At 67.5% G+C, this 22,240-nt stretch carries 20 protein-coding genes; 8 read left to right on the plus strand and 12 right to left on the minus strand.

Going from position 1 to position 22,240, the window contains the following annotated elements:
• Positions 1–88: 88 nt before the first annotated feature.
• Positions 89–616, plus strand: coding sequence for a helix-turn-helix domain-containing protein (locus HLH34_RS14075; RefSeq protein ID WP_183120215.1), 528 nt, complete (start codon positions 89–91; stop codon positions 614–616).
• Positions 617–688: 72 nt separating this feature from the next.
• On the opposite strand, the gene HLH34_RS14080 is transcribed toward HLH34_RS14075, so the two are convergent.
• From HLH34_RS14080 to HLH34_RS14105, 6 genes are all read right to left on the minus strand, one after another.
• Positions 689–1,351, minus strand: a complete 663-nt coding sequence (locus HLH34_RS14080; protein WP_183120216.1) for a protein-tyrosine phosphatase family protein — start codon at positions 1,349–1,351, stop codon at positions 689–691.
• A 100-nt stretch (positions 1,352–1,451) separates the two neighbouring features.
• Positions 1,452–2,234 carry a succinate dehydrogenase iron-sulfur subunit gene (locus HLH34_RS14085; protein WP_183120217.1) on the minus strand — a complete coding sequence of 261 codons (783 nt, stop codon included), beginning with the start codon at positions 2,232–2,234 and terminating at the stop codon, positions 1,452–1,454.
• Between the two features lie 28 nt (positions 2,235–2,262).
• The gene (sdhA, locus tag HLH34_RS14090; RefSeq protein ID WP_183120218.1) at positions 2,263–4,074 is read right to left on the minus strand and encodes a succinate dehydrogenase flavoprotein subunit; all 1,812 of its coding nucleotides are present in this window, start codon (positions 4,072–4,074) and stop codon (positions 2,263–2,265) included.
• A gap of 103 nt (positions 4,075–4,177) precedes the next feature.
• A complete protein-coding gene (sdhD, locus tag HLH34_RS14095) occupies positions 4,178–4,600 on the minus strand; it encodes a succinate dehydrogenase, hydrophobic membrane anchor protein (protein ID WP_183120219.1) in 423 nt (140 codons plus the stop codon).
• A gap of 1 nt (position 4,601) precedes the next feature.
• Positions 4,602–5,060 carry a succinate dehydrogenase, cytochrome b556 subunit gene (gene sdhC / locus HLH34_RS14100; protein ID WP_183120220.1) on the minus strand — a complete coding sequence of 153 codons (459 nt, stop codon included), beginning with the start codon at positions 5,058–5,060 and terminating at the stop codon, positions 4,602–4,604.
• Positions 5,061–5,247: 187 nt separating this feature from the next.
• Positions 5,248–6,276 (minus strand): aspartate-semialdehyde dehydrogenase, encoded by a 1,029-nt coding sequence (locus HLH34_RS14105; protein WP_183120221.1) that lies wholly within the window; start codon positions 6,274–6,276, stop codon positions 5,248–5,250.
• A gap of 245 nt (positions 6,277–6,521) precedes the next feature.
• Between HLH34_RS14105 and zwf the strand changes: the two genes are divergently transcribed.
• Complete coding sequence (zwf, locus tag HLH34_RS14110; RefSeq protein WP_183120222.1) at positions 6,522–8,066, plus strand: glucose-6-phosphate dehydrogenase; 1,545 nt, start codon at positions 6,522–6,524, stop codon at positions 8,064–8,066.
• 75 nt (positions 8,067–8,141) lie between these two features.
• Here zwf and HLH34_RS14115 read toward each other — a convergent pair whose 3' ends face one another.
• The 4 genes from HLH34_RS14115 to HLH34_RS14130 all read right to left on the minus strand — a co-directional run bounded on the left by HLH34_RS14115 (position 8,142) and on the right by HLH34_RS14130 (position 10,353).
• Positions 8,142–8,687, minus strand: coding sequence for a Spy/CpxP family protein refolding chaperone (locus HLH34_RS14115; RefSeq protein WP_183120223.1), 546 nt, complete (start codon positions 8,685–8,687; stop codon positions 8,142–8,144).
• A 58-nt stretch (positions 8,688–8,745) separates the two neighbouring features.
• Positions 8,746–9,144, minus strand: coding sequence for a hypothetical protein (locus tag HLH34_RS14120; RefSeq protein ID WP_183120224.1), 399 nt, complete (start codon positions 9,142–9,144; stop codon positions 8,746–8,748).
• Between the two features lie 90 nt (positions 9,145–9,234).
• Positions 9,235–9,882 carry a 2OG-Fe(II) oxygenase family protein gene (locus HLH34_RS14125; protein WP_183120225.1) on the minus strand — a complete coding sequence of 216 codons (648 nt, stop codon included), beginning with the start codon at positions 9,880–9,882 and terminating at the stop codon, positions 9,235–9,237.
• A gap of 135 nt (positions 9,883–10,017) precedes the next feature.
• Entirely contained in the window at positions 10,018–10,353 is a 336-nt protein-coding gene (locus tag HLH34_RS14130; RefSeq protein ID WP_183120226.1) for a carboxymuconolactone decarboxylase family protein, read from the minus strand.
• 130 nt (positions 10,354–10,483) lie between these two features.
• Between HLH34_RS14130 and zapE the strand changes: the two genes are divergently transcribed.
• From zapE to HLH34_RS14160, 6 genes are all read left to right on the plus strand, one after another.
• Entirely contained in the window at positions 10,484–11,686 is a 1,203-nt protein-coding gene (gene zapE / locus HLH34_RS14135) for a cell division protein ZapE (RefSeq protein ID WP_183120227.1), read from the plus strand.
• Positions 11,687–12,127: 441 nt separating this feature from the next.
• Complete coding sequence (locus HLH34_RS14140; RefSeq protein WP_183120228.1) at positions 12,128–15,004, plus strand: 2-oxoglutarate dehydrogenase E1 component; 2,877 nt, start codon at positions 12,128–12,130, stop codon at positions 15,002–15,004.
• A gap of 172 nt (positions 15,005–15,176) precedes the next feature.
• A complete protein-coding gene (gene odhB / locus HLH34_RS14145; protein WP_183120229.1) occupies positions 15,177–16,448 on the plus strand; it encodes a 2-oxoglutarate dehydrogenase complex dihydrolipoyllysine-residue succinyltransferase in 1,272 nt (423 codons plus the stop codon).
• A 72-nt stretch (positions 16,449–16,520) separates the two neighbouring features.
• The gene (gene lpdA, locus HLH34_RS14150) at positions 16,521–18,248 is read left to right on the plus strand and encodes a dihydrolipoyl dehydrogenase (protein WP_183120230.1); all 1,728 of its coding nucleotides are present in this window, start codon (positions 16,521–16,523) and stop codon (positions 18,246–18,248) included.
• 220 nt (positions 18,249–18,468) lie between these two features.
• Positions 18,469–19,341: a L,D-transpeptidase gene (locus tag HLH34_RS14155; protein WP_373318555.1), complete on the plus strand. Its 873-nt coding sequence runs from the start codon at positions 18,469–18,471 to the stop codon at positions 19,339–19,341.
• A gap of 83 nt (positions 19,342–19,424) precedes the next feature.
• On the plus strand, positions 19,425–19,931 hold the full coding sequence (locus HLH34_RS14160) for a hypothetical protein (protein WP_183120231.1): 507 nt from the start codon (positions 19,425–19,427) through the stop codon (positions 19,929–19,931).
• 138 nt (positions 19,932–20,069) lie between these two features.
• Here the strand turns inward: HLH34_RS14160 and HLH34_RS14165 are convergent, their stop codons facing one another.
• Both HLH34_RS14165 and HLH34_RS14170 read right to left on the minus strand, forming a co-directional pair.
• Positions 20,070–20,657, minus strand: a complete 588-nt coding sequence (locus HLH34_RS14165; RefSeq protein ID WP_183120232.1) for a peroxiredoxin — start codon at positions 20,655–20,657, stop codon at positions 20,070–20,072.
• A 34-nt stretch (positions 20,658–20,691) separates the two neighbouring features.
• Positions 20,692–22,026 (minus strand): lytic transglycosylase domain-containing protein, encoded by a 1,335-nt coding sequence (locus HLH34_RS14170; protein WP_183120233.1) that lies wholly within the window; start codon positions 22,024–22,026, stop codon positions 20,692–20,694.
• Positions 22,027–22,240 lie beyond the last annotated feature (214 nt).

Below are 22,240 nucleotides of genomic sequence, written 5' to 3' on the forward strand. Positions count from 1 at the left end.
CTATTGTTTCAAAATATTTTTTATCCGCTGAGCCGGTACCTATCGAAGAAAAACTTTCCAAAATGTTAATTACAGAGACCCTCTCCCAATGGTAAATCAATCGTTAATTCAGCATTATAACGGCCATGATGCGTATGAAGGGCAGGCGGAGCTTTTGACCGAAAAGAGTAGTGCGGGTCCGAGCCCCGTGGACGTCCATGTCGGTAGTCGCATTCGCCTCCGCCGGACTTTGATGGGCCTGTCGCAGGAGCGGCTGGCCGATGCTGTGGGGCTGACGTTCCAGCAGGTCCAGAAATACGAGCGCGGCGTCAACCGGGTCAGCGCGTCGCGCCTGTTTGAACTGTCGGGCGTGCTGGATGTGCCGGTCAGCTTCTTCTTCGACGGGCTGGAGCGCCCCGCCGGCGGGCGGACGGCAGGCGGCGTGCCGACGCCCGGCTTCGCCCAGGCGCAGGAAGCATTCGGCGGCGCCACCACCTCGGGCCTGCCAGCCAGCGAAGCGGCACTGTTTTCGCGGCGCGAGACGATCGAACTGGTGCGGATCTATTACCGCATCGAGGATCAGGCCGTGCGCCGCCGTGTGCTCGACCTGATACGCACCATGGCCCCGCAGGCCTGATACAAGGTCGGGCTCCGCCCGAACCCGCCAGGGCCTTAGGCCCTTGCCGGGTTCGGGCGGAGCCCGGTCCTTCTATTCCCGCCGCAGTACCTGGTCGGTCACGAACGACGCCAGGCGTCCGGCCACGAAATCGCCCCGCAGGCGGGTTTCGTCATATTCGGTCCGCACCCACTCCATGAAGGGCAGGCGTCCCTCGGCCTCGGCGCGATAGCGCAGGAAGAAGGCGTCCAGAATGCCGGTGCGCGACCGGTTGAAATGGCCGAACCGCCAGGACAATTGCCGCAGCGCCTGGTCCGCCGTCCCGCCTTCGAACATGATGACCAGGCCCGAGGCCAGGCCCGCGCGGTCGGCGCCGGACTTGCAATGCATCAGCATCGGAAAATCCAGCGTGCGGTACATCGCCTCGAACCGCAGGATGCGGTCGCGATGGGGCGCGCCCCGGCTTTCGAACGCCATGTCCAGATGGGTCAGGCCGATCCGCGCCGCCGCGTCGCGCGACAGGGCGTCCGACCCGCATTTGCGATGCCCGCGCAGATTGACCAGCGTCCGCAGCCCGTAGCGCCGCTTGGCCGCCGCCAGCCGCGCCGGCGTGGGGTGATTGCAGCGATAGACCCGGCCCGGGACGACGGTGGCGAAATTGGTCCATGGCAGACGGAAGATCGCGTGATCGACAAACAGGCTGTCGATCCAGGCGCGCCGCCGATCGGCGGCCGAGGCTGCGGTTCCGTCGAACACCGGATTCTGGTTCCTCGGGCACGGGGTGGAAAACGAAAAGGGCGCCGGATGTGTCCCATCCGGCGCCCCGTTCGTCAATCTATGCCGCAGGACTGGCCGATCAGAGCTTGCGTTCCAGCTGCAGTTCCTTGATCCGGGCGATGGCCTTCGCCGGGTTCAGGCCCTTGGGGCAGGTCTGGGTGCAGTTCATGATCGTGCGGCAGGCATACAGCTTCAGCGGATCCTCCAGCGCATCCAGGCGCTCGCCCGCGTGCTCGTCCCGGCTGTCGGCGATCCAGCGATAGGCGGCCAGAAGGGTGGCCGGCCCCAGATAGCGGTCGCCGTTCCACCAGTACGACGGGCAGGAGGTCGTGCAGCAGAAGCATAGGATGCATTCCCACATGCCGTCCAGCTTCGCCCGTTCCTCGATGCTCTGGCGACGTTCGGAATCCGGCGGCGGGGCCGTGTCGGACTTTATCCACGGCTCGATCGAGCGCAGCTGGGCATAGGCGCCGTTCAGGTCGGGCACCAGATCCTTCACCACCGGCATGTGCGGCAGCGGGTAGATCGCCACCGCCGCCTTCACGTCCTTGATGGGCTTGAGGCAGGCCAGCGTGTTCTCGCCGTCGATGTTCATCGCGCACGACCCGCAGATGCCTTCGCGGCAGGACCGCCGGAAGGTCAGCGTCGGATCGACATCGTTCTTGATGTGGATCAGCGCGTCCAGCACCATCGGGCCGATCTTGTCCAGATCGATCTCGTAGGTGTCGACGACCGGGTTGGCGCCATCGTCCGGGTTCCAGCGATAGATCCCGAACGACTTGACGTTCTTGGCACCCGGGGCGGCCGGAAAGATCCGACCCTTCCCGACCGTGCTGTTCTTTGGCAGGCTGAATTCGACCATCGTCTCGTCCCTTTTCCGCCGTTTCGTTTCAGTAGACGCGCTTCTTGGGGGGGAAGACCTGAACGTCGTCGGTCAGGGTCTTCATGTGCACGGGGCGATAGGTCAGTTCCACGCCGCCCTTGTCGTCCAGATGGGCGACCGTGTGCTTCATCCATTCCTTGTCGTCGCGATCGGGATAGTCGTCGTGAGCCTGCGCGCCACGGCTTTCGTGCCGGGCGTCGGCGCCCGCCATGGTGACGGTGGCGTTGGCCAGCAGGTTCTCGAACTCCAGCGCTTCCATCAGATCGCTGTTCCAGATCAGCGACCGGTCCGCGATCGACAGGTCGGGCACGCCGGTCCAGATGTCCTTGATCTTCTCGACACCTTCCGCAAGGCTCTTGGTATTGCGGAAGACGGCCGCGTGCTTCTGCATCGTGCGCTGCAGGGTCTCGCGCATGGCCGCGACGTGGGTGCCGCCCTTGGCGTGGCGCAGCTTGTCCAGCCGGTCCAGCGCGGCCTCGCCGGCCTTGGGCGGCAGCGGCGCGATGGTCTCGGCCGGCTTGATGATCTCGGCAGCGCGCTTGGCGGCGGCGCGTCCGAACACCACCAGATCCAGCAGCGAGTTGGTGCCCAGACGGTTGGCGCCATGGACCGACACGCACGCGGCCTCGCCGACCGCCATCAGGCCGGGCACCACCGCGTCGACGTCGTCCTTCGTCGGCCGGATGACCTCGCCATGATAGTTCGTGGGAATGCCGCCCATGTTGTAATGCACGGTCGGCAGCACGGGCACCGGTTCCTTGGTCACGTCCACGCCGGCGAAGATGCGCGCGGTTTCGGAAATGCCGGGCAGGCGTTCATGCAGCAGCTCGGCGCCCAGATGCTCCAGATGCATCATGATGTAGTCCTTGTGCGGACCACAGCCCCGGCCTTCGTTGATCTCGATGGTCATGGAGCGCGACACCACGTCGCGCGACGCCAGATCCTTGGCGGTCGGCGCGTAGCGTTCCATGAAGCGCTCGCCCTCGGAATTGGTCAGGTATCCGCCCTCGCCGCGGCAGCCCTCGGTCAGCAGGCAGCCGGCCGGATAGATGCCGGTGGGATGGAACTGCACGAATTCCATGTCCTGGGTGGGCACGCCTGCGCGCATCGCCATGCCGCCGCCGTCGCCGGTGCAGGTATGGGCCGAGGTGCAGGACTGGTACGCGCGGCCGTAGCCGCCGGTCGCCAGCACCACGGTCTGGGCGCGGAAGCGGTGCATGGTGCCGTCTTCCAGGCACCATGCCATCACGCCGCGGCATGCGCCTTCGTCGTCCATGATAAGGTCGATGGCGAAATATTCGACGAAGAATTCGACGTTATGCTTCAGGCATTGCTGGTACAGCGTATGCAGGATGGCATGGCCGGTGCGGTCGGCCGCGGCGCAGGCGCGGGGCACTGGGGCCTCGCCGAAATTGCGCATGTGGCCACCGAACGGACGCTGGTAGATGCGGCCGTCTTCGGTGCGCGAAAACGGAACGCCGAGATGTTCCAGTTCCTGCACGGCGGGGACCGCCTCGCGGCACATATATTCGATGGCGTCCTGGTCGCCCAGCCAGTCCGACCCCTTGACGGTGTCGTACATATGCCAGCGCCAGTTATCCTCGGCCATGTTACCCAGGGACGCGCCGATGCCGCCCTGGGCGGCGACGGTATGGCTGCGTGTGGGAAAAACCTTGGTGACGCATGCGGTCTTCAGGCCGGCGGCGCCCATGCCCAGCGTGGCGCGCAGACCCGATCCGCCGGCGCCGACGACGACCACGTCATAGGCGTGGTCGACGATCTTGTAGGCATTTGAAGAAGGGAGGGTGATCGCGTTCATGTCTTGGACGTGTCCCGATTCTCGTCCGGTCCGAGGGGCGGCCTGTTACTGCCGCCGGGCCGGAACTGTCTCTGTCACGCGCCTGACGGCCGGGTGGGCCGGATCAGGCGCTGGCCTTTCGCGAAGGGGCAAGCGCCAGCTTCAGGACGGCGATCACGGCGAACAGCCCGATCAGGAACGTCACGCCCTTCATCAGCAGGCTGGCCGGCAGGTGCGGCTTGCCATGCACGTAGTCATCAATGATGACCTGCAGGCCCAGCTGCATGTGGTAGAAGGTCAGCACCATCAGGGCCAGCAGCATCGAGGAATTGGCCGGCTTGCCGCCCCATTCCACGACGTCTTCCTGGCTGGACCCGGCCAGGCGCATGACCTGCAGCACGAACCAGCCGGACAGCGGCACCAGGGCGACGGCGGACATCCGCTCCATCCACCAATGGTTCACTCCGGTCTTGGCCGAGCCCAGCCCGCGCGCGCGGGACAGTTGGGAGCGCATGACATCCATGCGCGGCGTATGGGTCGCGTTCATGTCAGGATGCCTTCTTTCTGGAACGGCAGGCGGCCAGGCCGAAGATCGTCGCGACCAGCACGACCGTGGCGCCCACGGTCACGCCCACGGCGATGGGGCCGTCCTCGTTGATCTCCTTCTTCTCGAACCGGTAACCCGCGTCCCAGGTCAGGTGGCGCAGGCCGGCGACGAAATGGTACACCAGCGCCAGCGTCCAGCCCACCAGGGCCAGCTTGCCCAGCGGATGTCGGGTGACCTTCTGAACCTTCTTGAAGGACTCGGGACCTTTCGCCGCCGCGTTCAGCCAGCAGACGCCAAGCGCCGAGCCTGCCGCCGCGGCGACGCCGGCCGCCCGGTTCGCGATCGAAAGAAACATGGAGAGTCGGAAGCGATAGACCTGGAGATGCGGGGACATGGGTCGCCGGGTCAGTGTTCCGTCGCTTCGGTGCCCTATATAGAGCGCATCACGGACATCCTGCATGGTCGTCTCGTCGATTTCCCTGATTATGGCTCCGGTTTGTTCCGTTGCCTTGTGTCTGTTCGGTCCTACGCCCGGGAAAGGGCGCGGTCAACGCAGGGGGGAACACGAGGTCGCGAGACGTACAGAAGCGGCGCAGTGCGGCCGCAACCGGAACGGTTTTGCACCGTTCCGGTTCCTTGTCCGGCGATCAGGCCGCCTTGCGGCCGATCAGGTCGAGCGCAATCATCGCCTCGGCGATCTGCACGGCATTCAGGGCCGCGCCCTTGCGCAGATTGTCGGCCACGCACCAGAAGGCCAGCCCGTTCGGAACCGTCGGGTCGATGCGCAGGCGCGAGACGTAAGTGGCGTCCTCGCCAACACAATCTATCTGTGTCACGTACCCGCCATCCTCGCGCTGGTCGTGCAGGATGACGCCCGGCGCCTCGCGCAGCACGTCGCGCGCGCGTTCCAGGTCCACCGGTTCCTCGAACTCCACCGTCACCGCCTCGGCATGTCCGATGAAGACGGGCACGCGCACGCAGGTAGCGAAAACCGAGATGTCAGGGTCGAGGATTTTGCGGGTCTCGACCGCCATCTTCCATTCCTCCTTGGTCGCGCCGTCATCCATGAAACGGTCGATATGGGGAATGCAGTTGAAGGCGATCTGCTTGGTGAACTGCTCGGCCTTCAGCGGGTCGCCCACGAAGCTGGCCCGCGACTGGGCGAACAGTTCGTCCATGCCTTCCTTGCCCGCGCCGGCGACGGCCTGGTACGTCGCCACGACCACGCGGCGGATCGAAAACAGGTCGTGCAGCGGCTTCAGCGCCACCACCATCTGGATGGTGGAGCAGTTGGGGTTGGCGATGATGCCGCGCCGCGCTTTCTTCAGCGCGTCCGGATTGACCTCGGGCACCACCAGCGGCACGTCGGGCTCCATGCGGAAATGCGACGTGTTGTCGATGACGATGCAGCCGGCCTTGGCCGCGCGCGGCCCATGCACCGCCGACACAGACGCCCCTGGCGAGAACAGGGCGATGTCCCAGCCGGTGAAGTCGAAATGTTCCAGGTTCTGCACCTTCAGAACCTTTTTGTCGCCGAACGAGACCTCCTGCCCCACTGACCGGGCCGAGGCCAGGGCCGCGATCTCGTCCACCGGAAAATCGCGCTCGGCCAGCGTCTTCAGCATTTCGCGCCCGACTGCCCCCGTAGCGCCCACGACCGCAACGCGGTACCCCATCGATCCATATCCCCGATCTGTGCGCCCGGCCCGTCCGGGCGTCCCAATGCCTCTGTAAGAGAGACGCAGAGAGGTAGTGCCTGCCTGGGTGCTATGCAAGCCGAACCGGCCGGCCGGCGGGATTCCGGCATTATGCCTTGCCGCGCGGGGGTGGCGGGTGTCACATGGCCGGACGTGATCTGGCGCAATGTCCCTGCGCGCCCGGTGTCCTAGGGTCGGGCAGGGTGTTCAGGAGAATTTCCGCCATGTCCTTTTCTCGCGACATATCGTCGCCGGCCCGCAGCCGGCATGCCATTCCCCCCTCGGGCAGCCGTCCCGCCCCGCCCTGCACGCTGGTTATTTTCGGCGCGCGCGGCGACCTGACCAAGCGGCTGCTGATCCCGGCCCTGTACAATCTGGCGGGCAGCGGCCTGCTGGACGCCCAGTTCCGCATCCTGGGGGTCGATCGCACGCCCGGCGACACCGCCGACTGGCGCGACGGGCTGGCCGCGACGATGCAGGAGTTCACGCGCGACCGGAACGCCGAATTCTACACGCCGCAGATCGACCCCGGCGCCTGGTCGTGGATCGCCGAACGCCTGGAGTACGTCCAGGCCGATTTCAACGATCTGGAGCAGGTCCGCGCCCTGGGCGCGCGGCTGCCGGGCAGCGCGGTGTTCTACCTGGCCGTGCCCTCGCGCTTCTTCGGCGCACTGGTGGCCATGCTGGGCCAGGCCGGCCTGACGACCGAACAGGCCGACATGTTCCGCCGGGTGGTGATCGAAAAGCCCTTCGGGTCGGACCTGGAAACCGCGCGTGCGCTGAACCGGCAGGTCCTGTCGGTGCTGGACGAACGCCAGATCTATCGGATCGACCATTTCCTGGGCAAGGAAACGGTCCAGAACATCCTGGCCATGCGCTTCGGCAATTTGATCTTCGAGCCGCTGTGGCGCAACGAATACGTCGATCATGTCCAGATCACCGCCGCCGAGACCATCGGGGTGGAGCAGCGCGGCGCGTTCTACGAACCCACCGGCGCGCTGCGCGACATGGTGCCCAACCATCTGTTCCAGTTGTTCGCCATGGTGGCGATGGAACCGCCTGCCTCGTTTTCCGCCGAAACCGTCCGCACCGCCAAGGAACAATTGTTCGAATCCATCCGCCCCATAGATCCGCGCGACGCGGTACGCGGCCAGTATGGTACGGGCGTCGTCGCCGACCGGCCCGTCGCGGCCTATCGCGACAGCCCCGGCGTGGCGAAGGACAGCGTGACGGAAACCTATGTCGCGCTGAAACTGCATGTCGATAACTGGCGCTGGTCGGGCGTGCCCTTCTACCTGCGCACCGGCAAGGCGCTGGGCGGCCGCCGGACCGAGGTGGTGGTACAGTTCAAGAAACCGCCGGTCGCGATCTTCCGGGGCACCGAAACCGCCGCCCTGCCGCCGAACCGGATGATCGTGAACATCCAGCCCGCCCAGGGCCTGACCATCGAGATGGGGGCCAAGCGCCCTGGCCCCGCGATGGACCTGGCCGACGTGCAGGTGCGCTTCCGGTACGAGGACGCGTTCGACCTGCAACCCAACGTGGGATACGAAACACTGCTGTACGATTGCCTGACCGGAGACGCGACGCTGTTCCAGCGCGCGGACAATATCAACGCTGCCTGGACGGCGGTCGATCCGGTGCTGCAAGCCTGGGCGCAATCGGCGCAGGATCTGGAATTCTACCCCGCCGGCGCGACCGGGCCGGCGGGGGCCGACGCGCTGCTGGCGCGGGACGGGCGGGCCTGGTACCCGCTGGACCAGGTCTGACGCCTGGCCCCGGGGAAGGTCGGGCGCTGCCCGACCCCGGCAAGGGCCTCGGCCCTTGCCTTCACCGCGCCGGCATTATTTCGCCGGCGCGGTGGCGGCCGCGGCGCGCTGGTCCGACTGGCGGAACAGGGTGTCGGCCTGTTTCTTCTGCATGTCGCTGAAGCCGTTATACAGCGTGCGGAACGCCATGTTCAGCGCCTGCAGATCCTGTGCGCGCTGGGTCACCAGATCGGCGTAGGACTGCATGTTGTCCGCGGCACTCATGCTGGCCAGCCGGTCGCGGCGCTGGGCGATGGCGTCGCGGAAACGTTCGGCATTGTCCCGCATCAGCTGCGCGAAGGCCCCCCAGGGCTTCTCCTGCGTGGGGGTGATGCCCAGTTGCTGGTGCAGGGTCGTGATATGCGTCTCCACCTGATCGGGTGTCTGGTCGTGGGGCGTATGCGCCGGTACCGATGACGGGGGCGTCGGGGCCGGCGTGGCGGGCGTTGGCGTGGCGGTGGCCGGTACGGGGGTGGTCGGCGTGGGGTCGGAAGCGGGGGCAGGGGCGTCGGCCGCCGCCGCCAGTGCGGGCGACGACAGCAGGGCAAGGGCGGCGAGGATCGGGAACCGGCGAACGGTCATGAACAGGGTAACTCCCGTGATGCGGGTCAAATAAAGGGGCGTGTACGGTGGGGCCGGATCAGTACGGCGGCGGGCCGTAGGACGCCTGGGGGTAATAAGCCGGCGGGGGCGGCGGGGGTTCCGGCTGCGGCGGATAATAGGCCCCGGGCGGCGGCGCGGCCTGCGAGGACAGTGCTCCGCCCAGCAGCGCGCCGACCGCCAGGCCGGCCACGCCGGCGCCGACGGCCATGCCGACACCGGAACCGTGATGGTAATAGCCACCGCCGCCACCGCCCCATCCGGGGCCGCGCCGGTTGTCATATTCCCGGTGGCCGTGGTCCCAGCCGCCGCGACCGCCGCCGCCGTGCCAGCCATGGTCGTCGGGCCGGGCCATGGCGGGCGAAGGCACGCTGGTCGCCGCGATCGTGCCGGTCAGGCACAGCGTCGCCAGGAAGAAGGAAAGGGGTCGAACCCGCATGAGGGGCTCCTTTATCCAGAACAGTCTCGACACCGCCCTATCGGCCGCGATCATGTCCGAATCGCGGCAACTCCGGGGCAGCTGTGGAGATCAGGCCGCGTGAGACAGCCGCTTGGCAAGCGCCGACAGGCGGTGGCGCCGCATCTCGCTGCGCGCCTTGGCGTCGTTTTCCATGTAGTTCAACTGGATGGTATAGCGCCGGCCGACATATTGCCGGTGGCCGTGCCACGTCGTCGGGCCGTTGGGAAAGATCAGCAGCGTGCCGTCGATGGGCGGGATTTCGGCGGCGTAATCCTCGACATCGTCCGGCCCGCGCAGCAGGCGCAGGCACCCTTCCTGCCGTGCCCAGGATTCGCTGGAGGGGTTCAGGTACAGCAGCACCGTCACCCGCTTGGTCACGGAATCGCAATGGATGCGGCCGTCCTTTTCGCGCGTGCGGCCGCGCAGCGTCAGCATGGTCGGCGCACCGTCCAGGTCCAGGCCGAATTTGCGCGCGATGGCGCCGCGCAGGCGCGGCCCCTCCATTTCCGCCACCAGGCCGCGCACCAGCGGCGCCAGCGTCAGCGATCCGGGCGGGAACGACCCGCCGGACGACAGGTCGGGCATCGACGCCACCAGCGCCGCCAGATCGTCCGGCCCGACGAAATGCGGGACCACGACATGCGCGAACGGGTCGGTGCTGACGGCGGCGGCCTCCAGCGCGGCATAGTTGGGGCGGATCGGGGCGGGGACGGTCATGGAACCTGCGCGGGCAGTTGGGCCAGGGCCGGAATGCTAGTCCCCGTTTGCCCGCGCGCCAAGGGCGCGCCCCTCAGAGCCTGACCGGAAATGCGCGCTGGCGGCGATCCGACGCGCGCATTTCCGGTCAGGCTCTCAGGTGATCTTCGCGACCGCATCCATCACCCGTGTGGAATAGACCACGGCGGCCCCGGCGTTCAGCGCCACGGCGACGCCCAGGGCCTCGGCGATCTGTTCCTTCGTCGCACCGGCATCGACCGCGGCCTTGGAATGGACGGCGATGCATCCGTCGCACCGCGTGGTCACCGCCACCGCCAGCGCGATCAGTTCGCGCGTTCGGGCGTCCAGATGCCCGGTGGCCGCGCCCGCCTGGTCCAGAGTCGTAAAGCCGTCGACCGTGCCGGGACTGAGGGTGGCCAGCACCGGCACGCTCTGGTCGAGGTATCGGCGGTAGGCGGACCAGTCGATCATTGCGAAATACTCCCTTTTCGGTCGATCGGACGTGTCTTGAGTTCACCAGATGGAGAGCAGGCCTGTCACGACACGGTTTGGCGAGTGCATGCCCTTGCTGGCATCCGTTGCTGGCGCTATCGGCGTTGTTATGGAAACCGTCCTTTCGTCCTTCGCCTCCGACCTGCACCTGCCGTCCGGAACCGGACCGCTCGGCGCGTATCGGGCACGGGTGGATGCGGGCCTGCTGGCCCCGGATCCCGAACAGGCCAAGGCCGCCGCGCGGCTGGACCGGCTGTGGCGCGAACTTCCGGGCTATCACCCCGTGGTGCGGCAGGCTGCCCCGGCCCACGGCAGGCTGGGCGGCCTGCTGGGCGGGCTGAAGGCGCGGCTGGGCCTGCCGGGCCCTGCGGCCCCGGCGCCCCGGCCGCGCGGCGTCTACATGGTCGGGCAGGTCGGCCGCGGCAAGACGATGCTGATGGACCTGTTCTTCGAACTGGCGCCGGTCGAACACAAGAAACGGGTGCATTTCCATCGCTTCATGCAGGACGTGCACCAGCGCCTGCACGACATGAAGCGCGCGCATCCCGAACTGACCGACCCGATTCCGCCGCTGGCCCACGCCATCGCCGACGAGGCCTGGCTGCTGTGCTTCGACGAATTCCAGGTGAACGACATCGCCGATGCGATGATCCTGGGCCGGCTGTTCGAATATCTGTTCGCCGAGGGCGTGGTCGTGGTCGCGACATCGAACACCCAGCCGCAGGATCTGTTCCAGAACCGGCCAGGCGCCGACGCCTTCCGCCCCTTCATCGCGGTAATCCAGCGCGAGGTGGATACGGTGGTGCTCGATTCCCCGCGCGATTACCGGCGCGGCGGCATGCGCGGCATGACGACATGGATCGTGCCTCCCGGCCCCGACGCGACGCAGGAGCTGGATTCGATTTTCATGCGCCTGGCGGACGGCGCGCCGGTGAAGCCGGTGACGCTGGACATCATGGGCCGGAAGCTGGCGGTTCCGGTCGCTGCCGGTCCCGTTGCGCGCTTTACCTTTCCGTCGCTGTGCGGCCGGCCGCTGGGGGCCGGCGACTACCTGGCGCTGGCCACGCGCTTCCCGGCGCTGATCCTGGACGACATCCCCCGGCTGGGTCCCGATAATTTCGACGTTGCCCGCCGCTTCATCGTGCTGGTGGACACCTTGTACGAGCAGAAGGTGAAGCTGTTCGCCTCGGCCGAGGACCAGCCCGATGCGATCTACCAGCGCGGCGAGGGCGCGCAGGCGTTCGAACGCACGGCCTCGCGCCTCGAGGAAATGCAGAGCGTGGCCTATCTCGACCTCCCGCACCTGTCCTGAGCGGAGGTGGCGCGCCGGCGGTCCCGCCGAGGCATTAAGGCAAAAAACATGCAGAATATGCCTGCATATTCATCATCTGCCTTCGGGCCTGCCCGGGTCGCGGTTCGGGAGATGGCCGAACGTTCCCGACGGTCACGGTATCGTGACGCTTATGGCGTGGCTGTGACTGACCGGGCGGTAGGCAAGTGGTGCGCGCTTTGCTTGGGTATGGGCGGTCCCGTTTTGCGGTCCGCCGGACGCGCCATGGTGGAAACGTAAAGGTGAGCATGCACGTGGAGCAATCCTGACCGTGGCGAAAGATGGCGGCGGACCGCAAAAGGTGACGCTAGGGTTGAGAGCACAACCGGTTACTGTCCCGAATTCCGTCACGATCGGCGGCTACGGGGCAGAAACGGACAATGACGCGGCCAGCAAGGCCGTCAGTGAGGAGATGTCTTCAAGATGGCGGGCGTAGATATCCTGTCGACCGCGTTCAGCGGAGCCAACACGGCCTACCTGGCCGAACTGTACGCCCGCTGGGTGTCCGACCCCGGCAGCGTCGATCCTTCCTTTGCCTCCCTGTTCGCGGCGATGGACGAAGAAGGCGCCGCGGTGCTGCACGACGCCGAAGGGGCCTCGTGGTCGCCGCGCCTGTCGATGATCGACGGCGGCGACGCGGCCCCCGTCGCGGCGAAGGGGGCGGTGGGCGCACCGGCCTCGGTCGAAAGCCTGCATGCGGCCGCCGACGACAGCCTGCGCGCCACGCAGCTGATCCGCGCCTATCGCGTGCGCGGCCACCTGGAAGCCCGGCTGGACCCGCTGGGCCTGCAGATCCCCAAGCCGCATGCCGACCTCGACCCCGCGACTTACGGGTTCGGGCCGCAGGACCTCGACCGGCCGATCTACCTGGGACATATCGTCGCCAACCTGATCGGGACCCAGACCGCGACCATCGCACAGGTGCTCGACGCGCTGCGCCAGGTCTATTGCGGCCCGATCGGCGCCGAATTCATGCATGTTCAGGACCCCGCGCAGCGCAACTGGCTGCAGGCGCGCCTGGAGGGCGATAACTGGCGCGCCGGCGCCTCGGCCGAACAGAAGAAGGTCATCCTCGACCATCTGACCGAGGCCGAGGGCTTCGAGGCCTTCTGCCAGAAGCGCTATGTCGGCACCAAGCGCTTCGGCCTGGAAGGCGAGGACGTCACCATCCCCGCGCTGCACGCTGTGATCGACCAGGTGGCTAAGGACGGCGTGAAGTCGGTGGCGATCGGCATGCCGCATCGCGGCCGCCTGAACACGCTGGTGAACGTGGTCCGCAAGCCCTACACTGCGATCTTTAGCGAATTCGCCGGCGCGTCCTTCAAGCCCGACGACGTCCAGGGCTCGGGCGACGTGAAATATCATCTGGGCACCTCGACCGACGTCGATATCGACGGCAATCCGGTCCATATCTCGCTCCAGCCCAACCCGTCGCATCTGGAAGCGGTCGATCCGGTGGTGGTCGGCAAGGTGCGCGCCGCCCAGGACGGCGACGACCCGCACGCCCGCGGCCGTCACATGGCGCTGCTGCTGCACGGCGACGCGGCGTTCGCCGGCCAGGGCCTGGTGTACGAAACGATGGCGATGTCGCAGCTGATCGGCTATCGCACCGGCGGCACCATCCATATCGTGGTGAACAACCAGATCGGCTTCACCACCGTCTCCGCCCACGCCTTTTCCGGCCTGTATTGCACGGACATCGCCAAGGCGGTGCAGGCCCCGATCCTGCACGTCAATGGCGACGAGCCCGAGGCCGTGGTGTACTGCGCGCGGCTGATCGCCGATTTCCGGCAGAAGTTCGCCACCGACATCGTGCTGGACGTCGTCGGTTATCGCCGGCACGGCCATAATGAATCGGACGAGCCCGCCTTTACCCAGCCGACGATGTACAAGGCCATCGCCGCCCGCCCGACGGTCCGCACCCTGTATGCCGACCGCCTGGTCCGCGAAGGCGTGGTGACCGAGGCCCAGGCGTCGGAAATGTGGGATGCCTTCCACAACAAGCTGGAGGAATCCTACCAGGCTGCCCAGACCTACAAGCCCAACAAGGCCGACTGGCTGGAAGGGTCGTGGGAGGGGCTGAAGCCGCCGCCGGTGGGCCAGCTCGACGCCGAGCCCGCCACGGGCGTCGCGGTCGAGACCCTGCGCAAGATCGGCGACGCGCTGAGCGCCGCGCCGTCCGATTTCAACATCAATCCGAAAATCGCCCGTCAGCTCAAGGCGAAGGCCGCGATGTTCAAGTCGGGCGAAGGCATCGACTGGGCGACCGGCGAGGCGCTGGGCTTCGGTTCGCTGCTGCTGGAAAAATTCCGGGTGCGCCTGTCCGGCGAGGATTGCCAGCGTGGCACGTTCAGCCAGCGCCATGCCGTCCTGATCGACCAGATCAACCAGAACACCTATGCGCCGCTGAACAACATCGACGCCGGCCAGGGCATCTTCGAGGTCTATAACTCGCTGCTGTCGGAATTCGGCGTGCTGGGCTTCGAATATGGCTATTCGCTGGCCGATCCGAACGCCCTGGTGCTGTGGGAAGGGCAGTTCGGCGATTTCGCCAACGGCGCGCAGGTCATCATCGACCAGTTCATCGCGTCGGGCGAAACGAAATGGCTGCGCATGTCCGGCCTGGTGCTGCTGCTGCCGCACGGCTACGAAGGGCAGGGTCCGGAACATTCCTCGGCCCGCCTGGAACGCTTCCTGCAGCTGTGCGCCGAGAACAACATGCGGGTGTGCAACATCACCACCCCGGCCAACTATTTCCACGCGCTGCGCCGCCAGCAGAAGCTGGACTACCGCAAGCCGCTGGTCATCATGACGCCGAAATCACTGCTGCGTCACAAGCTGGCGGTCTCGAACCTCGAGGATTTCGCCTCGGGCACCAGCTTCCGCCCGGTCATCGGCGAAATCGATCCCATCGCCAATGGCGACGCGGTCGAACGGGTCGTGATCTGCTCGGGCAAGGTCTATTACGACCTGCTGGCCGAACGGCGCGAGCGCAAGCTGGACAAGGTTGCCATCCTGCGGCTGGAACAGTTCTATCCGTTCCCCGAAAAGCTGCTGGCCGAGCAACTGGCGCTCTATCCCAAGGCCCAGATCATCTGGTGCCAGGAAGAGCCCGAGAACATGGGCGGCTGGTGTTTCGTCGATCGCCGGATCGAAGGCGTGATGGCCAAGGCGGGCCGCAAGGGCGGCCGCCCGGTCTATGTCGGGCGCATTGCCGCGGCCAGCCCGGCCACCGGCCTGGCCCGCATCCATGCCGCCGAACAGGCGGCGCTGGTCAATCAGGCGCTGGGCGTCGGGTGAACGGACGCCCCGGCCGGAGGTCCGGGGTAAGGCAAGTCCGCCGGGACGGCCCTCGTGCCGTTCCGGCATCAGTCTGGTATTGAGAATGCACAAGCCGGCAGACGACGGGCGAGGGACACGCGGTCCATGCCCCGCACGCGGATCTGTCCGGCAGGGGGATTGGGAAAAGAAGATGTCTGCCGAGATCAAGGTGCCGACACTGGGCGAGAGCGTGACGACCGCCACCATTGCGAAGTGGCTGAAGAAGCCCGGCGAGGCGGTAACGGCCGATGAACCGGTCGTGGAACTGGAAACCGACAAGGTCAGCGTCGAGGTCGCAGCACCCGAGGCCGGCGTGATGGGCCAGCAGCTGGTCGCCGAGGGCGACGAGGTCGAGGTCGGCACCGTGCTGGCGTCGGTCGAGGCCGGCAGCGGCGCCGCCAAACCCGCCGCCGCGGCCCCCGCGCCCAAGAAGGCGGCCGAGGCGCCCAAGGCGCCCGCCGGCGTCCAGACCCAGCCGACGACCAGCGGCCCGGTCGCCCGCCCGGCGACGCCGCCGTCCGACGTCGTGGCGCAGGGCGCCGCCCATGCGCCAATGCCGTCGGCGCAGAAGATGCTGACCGAAAAGGGCCTATCGCCGGCCCAGGTCGGCACGGGCACCGGCAAGGACGGCCGCATCACCAAGGGCGATGTCCTCTCCTTCCTGGCGCAGCCGCCCGCCGCCACCCCCGCCGCGGCCCCGGTCGCCCCGCGCACCGACGACCCGCGCGAGGAACGGGTGAAGATGACCCGCCTGCGCCGCACCATCGCCCGCCGCCTGAAGGATGCGCAGAACACCGCCGCCCTGCTGACCACCTTCAACGAGGTGGACATGAGCGCGGCCAAGGCCCTGCGCGCGGAATACCGCGAGGCGTTCGAGAAGAAGCATAACGGCGTGAAGCTGGGTTTCATGTCGATCTTCGCCAAGGCGGCGATCGCGGCGCTGAAGGAATTTCCGGCGATCAACGCGGAAATCAACGGCGAGGACATCATCTATCGCGAATTCGTCAATCTGGGCATCGCGGTCGGCGGCCCGAACGGCCTGGTCGTTCCCGTCATCCGCGACGCCGACACGCTCAGCTTCGCGGGCATCGAAAGCGCGATCGCCGGTTTCGGCAAGCGCGCGCGCGACGGCTCGCTGAAGCTGGACGAGTTGTCGGGCGGCACGTTCTCGATCACCAACGGCGGCATCTACGGGTCGCTGATGTCGACGCCGATCGTCAACGCCCCGCAATCGGGCATCCTGGGCATGCATGCCATCCAGGACCGTCCGGTCGCCGTCGGCGGCCAGGTCGTGATCCGGCCCATGATGTATATCGCCCTGACCTACGATCACCGTATCGTCGACGGCAAGGAAGCCGTCAGCTTCCTGGTGCGCGTCAAGCAGAACGTGGAAGATCCGCGTCGTCTGCTGCTCGAGGTCTGATGCGCCGCGCCGGGCCGGGTGTCCTTACCCGGCCCGTCGATCCATCCGACGCATCGAACGCAGGACATGAATATGACTATTGAAATCAAGGTGCCGACGCTTGGCGAAAGCGTCACCACCGCGACGATCGGCAAGTGGCTGAAGCAGCCGGGCGACAGCGTTGCTGCCGATGAACCGGTCGTGGAACTGGAAACCGACAAGGTCAGCGTCGAGGTCGCGGCCCCCGCGTCCGGCACGCTCGGCGCCCACGCGGTGGCCGAAGGGGCCGAGGTCGAGGTCGGCGCCGTGCTGACCACGCTGACCGAAGGCGGCGCCGGCGCCGCCCCGGCCAAGCCCGCGCCGAAGGCGGCAGCCCCCGCTGCCCCCCCGGCCGCCGCTCCGGCGACCGCACCTGTCGTGGCCCCGCCTGCCGAAACCGATTACGACGTCATCGTCATCGGCGCCGGTCCCGGCGGCTATGTCTGCGCCATCCGCGCGGCGCAGCTGGGTTTCAAGGTGGCGTGCGTGGAAAAGCGCGCGACCCTGGGCGGCACCTGCCTGAATGTCGGCTGCATTCCGTCCAAGGCGCTGCTGCAGTCGTCCGAGAACTATCATGCCGCGACGCATGATTATGCCGGGCACGGCATCCTGATCGATGGCGTCAAGCTGGACCTGGCCCGGATGATGGCCCGCAAGGGCGAGGTGGTCGAGGCCAACGTCAAGGGCGTCGAATTCCTGTTCAAGAAGAACAAGGTCACCTGGCTGAAGGGCACCGGCAAGATCGAAGGCACCGGCCGGATCACCGTCGACGGCAAGCCGGTGACGGCCAAGCACATCGTCATCGCCAGCGGCAGCGACAGCGCCGGCCTGCCGGGGGTCGAGGTCGACGAACAGACCATCGTGACCTCGACCGGCGCGCTGGAATTGTCGTCCGTGCCGAAGAAGCTGGTGGTGATCGGCGGCGGCGTGATCGGGCTGGAACTGGGCAGCGTCTGGTATCGCCTGGGCGCCGAGGTCACGGTGATCGAATATTTCGATCGCCTGGTACCGGGGACCGATAACGAGATCGCCAAGCAGTTCCAGCGCATCCTGACCAAGCAGGGCCTGCAGATGAAGCTGGGCCACAAGGTCACCAAGGCCGAGAAGACCGGCAAGGGCGTCATCCTGACGGTCGAACCCGCCGCCGGCGGCAAGGCCGAGACGCTGGAGGCCGATATCGTCCTGCTGGCCATCGGCCGCACGGCGGCCAGCGGCGGCATGGGCCTGGAAGAAGCCGGCATCGCGCTGGACAAGCGCGGCCGGATCGTCACCGACGCCCATTTCGCGACCAGCGTACCCGGCATCTATGCCATCGGCGACGTGATCGCCGGCCCGATGCTGGCGCACAAGGCCGAGGACGAAGGCATGGCGGTGGCGGAAATCCTGGCCGGCCAGGCCGGGCATGTGAATTATGACGCCATCCCCGGCGTGATCTACACATGGCCCGAGGTGGCGACCGTCGGCCAGACCGAGGAAGGGCTGAAGGATGCCGGCGTGACCTACAAGGTCGGCAAGTTCCCCTTCATGGCCAACGGCCGCGCGCGCGCCATGGGCATGACCGACGGGTTCGTGAAGGTTCTGGCCGACGCCACGACCGACCGCGTTCTGGGCGTGCACATCATCGGGCCGGGCGCGGGCGAACTGATCGCCGAGGCCACCCTGGCGATGGAATTCGGCGCCTCGTCCGAAGACATCGCCCGGACCTGCCACGCCCACCCGACGCTGAGCGAGGCCGTGAAGGAAGCCGCCCTGGACGTGGAAAAGCGCGCGATCCACATCTGATACGGCATGCCTCAGGGCGCTGCCCTGAAACCCGCCAAAGGGCTTAGCCCTTTGGAAACCCATTCGTATCCATGATTGGGTCCAGGGCCTCAGGCCCTGGTGGGTTGGGGCACGCCCGACCTGTCGGCGGGAACGCGGCCGCGCGTTCTGCGTCATGACGTAGGGGTCGATCAGGGCGAGGGAGCGCATGCGGATTGTCTATCCGGTGGCGGTGGCCATCATGGCCGCCGGTCTGGCAGGCTGCGCGCCACCCGTCCACGCCGGATCGCCGGCCCCGCCCGGGGGCGTCCCCGGGGCCGGTCCGGTCGCCATCGCCTCGCCCATCGAGCAAAATCCGGCCATCGACATCCCCCCGTTGCCGTCGCTGGATGACGACGCGGCCCGGGCCGAGGCCGTCCGCCTGGCCGCGGCGATGCAGCGCGACATTCCCCATTTCATGACCCCGTCGCCTGCCGGCGCGGCGGAGTGGATCCGCCTGGCCCGGACCCAGCTGGCGCAGGGGGAGGCGATCGTCGACCGGGCGCAGGTGCTGATGGTCGTCGACCGCAACCCCCGTGTGCAGACGGTCTGTTTCATCCTGGCGCTGCCGGGGGACGGGGCGTGGCAGGTGCTGGGGGGCACCCGGGTCTCGACCGGGCGGGCGGGGCGTAAATATTATTACCTGACCCCCACCGGCGTATTCGTGAATTCGCCCGACCGCCTCGGCTATCGCGCGCAGGGCACCCGCAACGAAAACGGCATTCGCGGTATCGGTGCCAAAGGCATGCGGGTGTGGGACATGGGCTGGCAATGGGCCGAGAAAGGCTGGCTGCCCAGCCGGGAAAAGGGGCAGATCCGGCTGGAAATCCATGCCACCGACCCTGATTTCCTGGAATCCCGCCTCGGCCACCCGGCGTCCGAAGGCTGCGTGCGGATTCCCGCGGCGCTGAACGTCTTCATGGATCGCCACGGCCTGCTGGATGCGCTGTACGAGCAGGCGGCCAGCTATGACGGCCGCTTCCGCGCGCTGCTGCCCCGGGGCCGCACACCGACCCCGCTGACCGGCGACAAGCTGGTGGTGGTCGATTCCGCATCCCAGGCGGGCAGCGGGTGATCGGGCAACGCCCGACCTCTCGTTTCCGGGAACAATCCCAGCCTTCGCTTCCCAAGCCCGCCCGCATCGCTCATGATAATGTGATGCGAAAGTTTGGACCGATCCTTTGCCTGACCCTGCCGGCCCTGCTGGCCGCCCCTGTGCAGGGGCGGGCGGCCACGCCGGATGCCGGCGACCCGACCCCGGCCGGGGTCGCGGCGGCGATCCGGACCCAGGGTGCGGCGCAGGCCGTGGGCAACCTGAACGATTCCAATGATTTCGATACCGTCACTGCCGGGATCGCCGCAGCCGATCCGGCCTGGATGGCGCTGGTGCCCCAGATGGCGCCGGGCCTGGATTCCGACAGTGGCCCCCAGGTGACGACGGCGCTGGCGCTGGCGTTGCCGCAGGATGCGCGGCTGGTGCTGCGCACCCTGGATGCCCGCTATCCGGCGCTGGACCCGCAATCGGTCTGCGCCCGGCCGTTCGGGCACGATGAAGTGCCGGATATCAAGGGGTATGCCCGCCGCGCCCGCGCCGCCCTGCGGCGGGTACGCGATACCGGCCTCAGGGGCCTGCGTGATCGCTGCCTGTCGGTGCTGGGGCGTTAGGTCAGGGCGCTGCCCTGAAACCCGCCAAAGGGCCTAGCCCTTTGGAAACCCATTCACTTTATCCATGATTGGGGTCCAGGGCCTCAGGCCCTGGTGGGTTCGGGCAAAGCCCGATTTTCCGGCATCACGCGCCGGGACTCAGTTTGCCCCGGCCGTCTTCTTCCAGTCCCGCAGCGCCGCCAGGGTGCCGGTGATATGTCCCGCCGGTGCCATGGCGCTGTAGGCGAACAGGATGTGCCCGTCGGGCGCGATGACATAGGACGTCCGGCTGGCATAGCGGACCAGCGGCATCTTGGAATCGTAGGCCGTCGCGATCTTGCCCGAGGCGTCGGAGGCGACGGCGAAACGGCTGCGGCATTCGCTGACCGAAAATTTGTCCAGCGTTTCGATCTTGTCCATCGACACGCCGATGACGGTGGCGCCCAGCGCCTTGAACTCGTCCATGGCGTCGGCGAAATCATGCGCTTCGATGGTGCAGCCCCGGGTGAAGGCCGCGGGGTAGAAATACAGCACCACCGGCCCGTGATGCAGGGCGTCGGCCAGCGTGAAATGGAATTCCTTGCCGCCCAGGCTGGCCTGGGTGTCGAACAGCGGGGCGGTGCTGCCGGTCGGCAGGGCGGCCCGCGCCGGCGTGAACGATGTGGCCGCCACGAAGGCTAGGCCCATCATGGCCGGCAGGATCATGCCCAGCCGGGTCCAGCGTCTCAGGAAAGGGGAACGAAGCATCAGGCGCCCTCCGGGCGGGGTGACGTCACGGCGGTCAGGACCGTGAATCGGGGGAAATGACAACGCAGTTATCCGCGCCCTGCGCCAGGCGGCGGCACGCCGCAACCGCCGCGTCGTGCGACAGGCCGGTCAGCCGCGCACGGTACAGGTGCCCGTGCGTCACCTGTACACTGGCGACCTGCGGGCGCGCCGCGCCCAGCAGCGACGCCGCCCGCGTGCGCGCATGGCCCGCGGCCTGCGACGCCATGGCCGGGGTGCCGAAGGCCCCGACCTGGATCGCCCAGTTGCTGGGCGTCGGGGCCATGCTGCCGTGGCGCAGCAGCGGCGCGGGTTCGGCCATCGCCGGGTTGACCAGATGGAACCCCCGGTCGGCGGGCGCGGGGGGCTCGGGCGGCGGGGCAGCGGCGATCTCGGTGGGGGGCGCGACGGCGGGGCCTTCGGGTCCGCCGTCCTGCTTTGTCCGCGCGGCCCAGGCTGCGCGCACGCTGTCGGCCGGCGACCCGCCGCCGGCGGGCGTCACGCTCTTCCACCCGGTATAGGCGGGGGCGGGCACGCGGTCGGTTTCGGGCGGGGCCTCGGCGACCTGGATCGGCTGGCTGTCGTCGCCCGCCCCATGGTCGTTGCGCCGCGCCCAGGCCATGCGGACCGAGCGCGTCTGGCTGCTGGTCTGCGCCGCCAGATAGACGTGGCCGCGCGCCGCGTCGTGAGCCTCGACCATCAGGTCGGCCTGCGAGCGCACATTGGGCGTGATGCCGGCGATCTGCGGGCCGATCGCCGCGACGTAATTGCGGGTCTCGCGCGGCAGGGTGCGGTTGTGGACCAGGAAATCGTCCAGTCGCCCCGGCCCGGTGTTGTAGGCCGCCAGGAAGCCGGGCGAGCCGTAGATGTCGTACATCTGCCGAAGGTACGCGGTGCCCGCCAGGATGTTGTCGTGCGGGTTGAACGGGTCGTCGCCCAGGCCGTACTCGCCCTTCAGCTCGTCATAGGTCGGGGGCATCAGCTGCATCAGCCCCATGGCGCCGGGGGCCGAGGTCACGAACTGCCCGTTGCGGAACAGCTGACCGCCGGATTCACGCTGCATGACCGACCGGATCCAGGTTTCCGGCACGTCGAAGCGCTTGGACGCTTCCTCGATATACGGGCCCCACGGGTCGTCCGGCGGACCCGGCGGGGCGTAGTAGGATTTCGCATGGGCGCGATAATTCGCGGCCTCCTGCGTGACCGGCAGGCCGGGGCCCGGCGACGTCGCGCAGGCCGCCAGCAGGCCGGCCAGCCCGATGGCCGCGCCGGCCCGGGCCGCCGTTCCGACCGCTGTTTCCCTGGGGCGCCGGGCGGGGCGGGGTACGGAACCGGGTGCGGATCGGGTCATCAGGATGCTCATCTGGAACGGGCGCGGGAACCACGCCGTGAAGAGGGCAGACGTTCGGGACCGATTATGGCGAAAGTCGGGATCTGGCGCGGGAAGCTGGTCTGCATCGCGGTTGCGCCTCGGGATTCCGTCCGGAAGTTCAGGCCGATGGAAAGGAATATTCCCTAAGCCTTTACATAAAGACCATGTTTGGCGCAACAACGTCACGCTCCTG

The organism is Gluconacetobacter azotocaptans, assembly GCF_014174355.1.
GTDB lineage: Bacteria > Pseudomonadota > Alphaproteobacteria > Acetobacterales > Acetobacteraceae > Gluconacetobacter > Gluconacetobacter azotocaptans.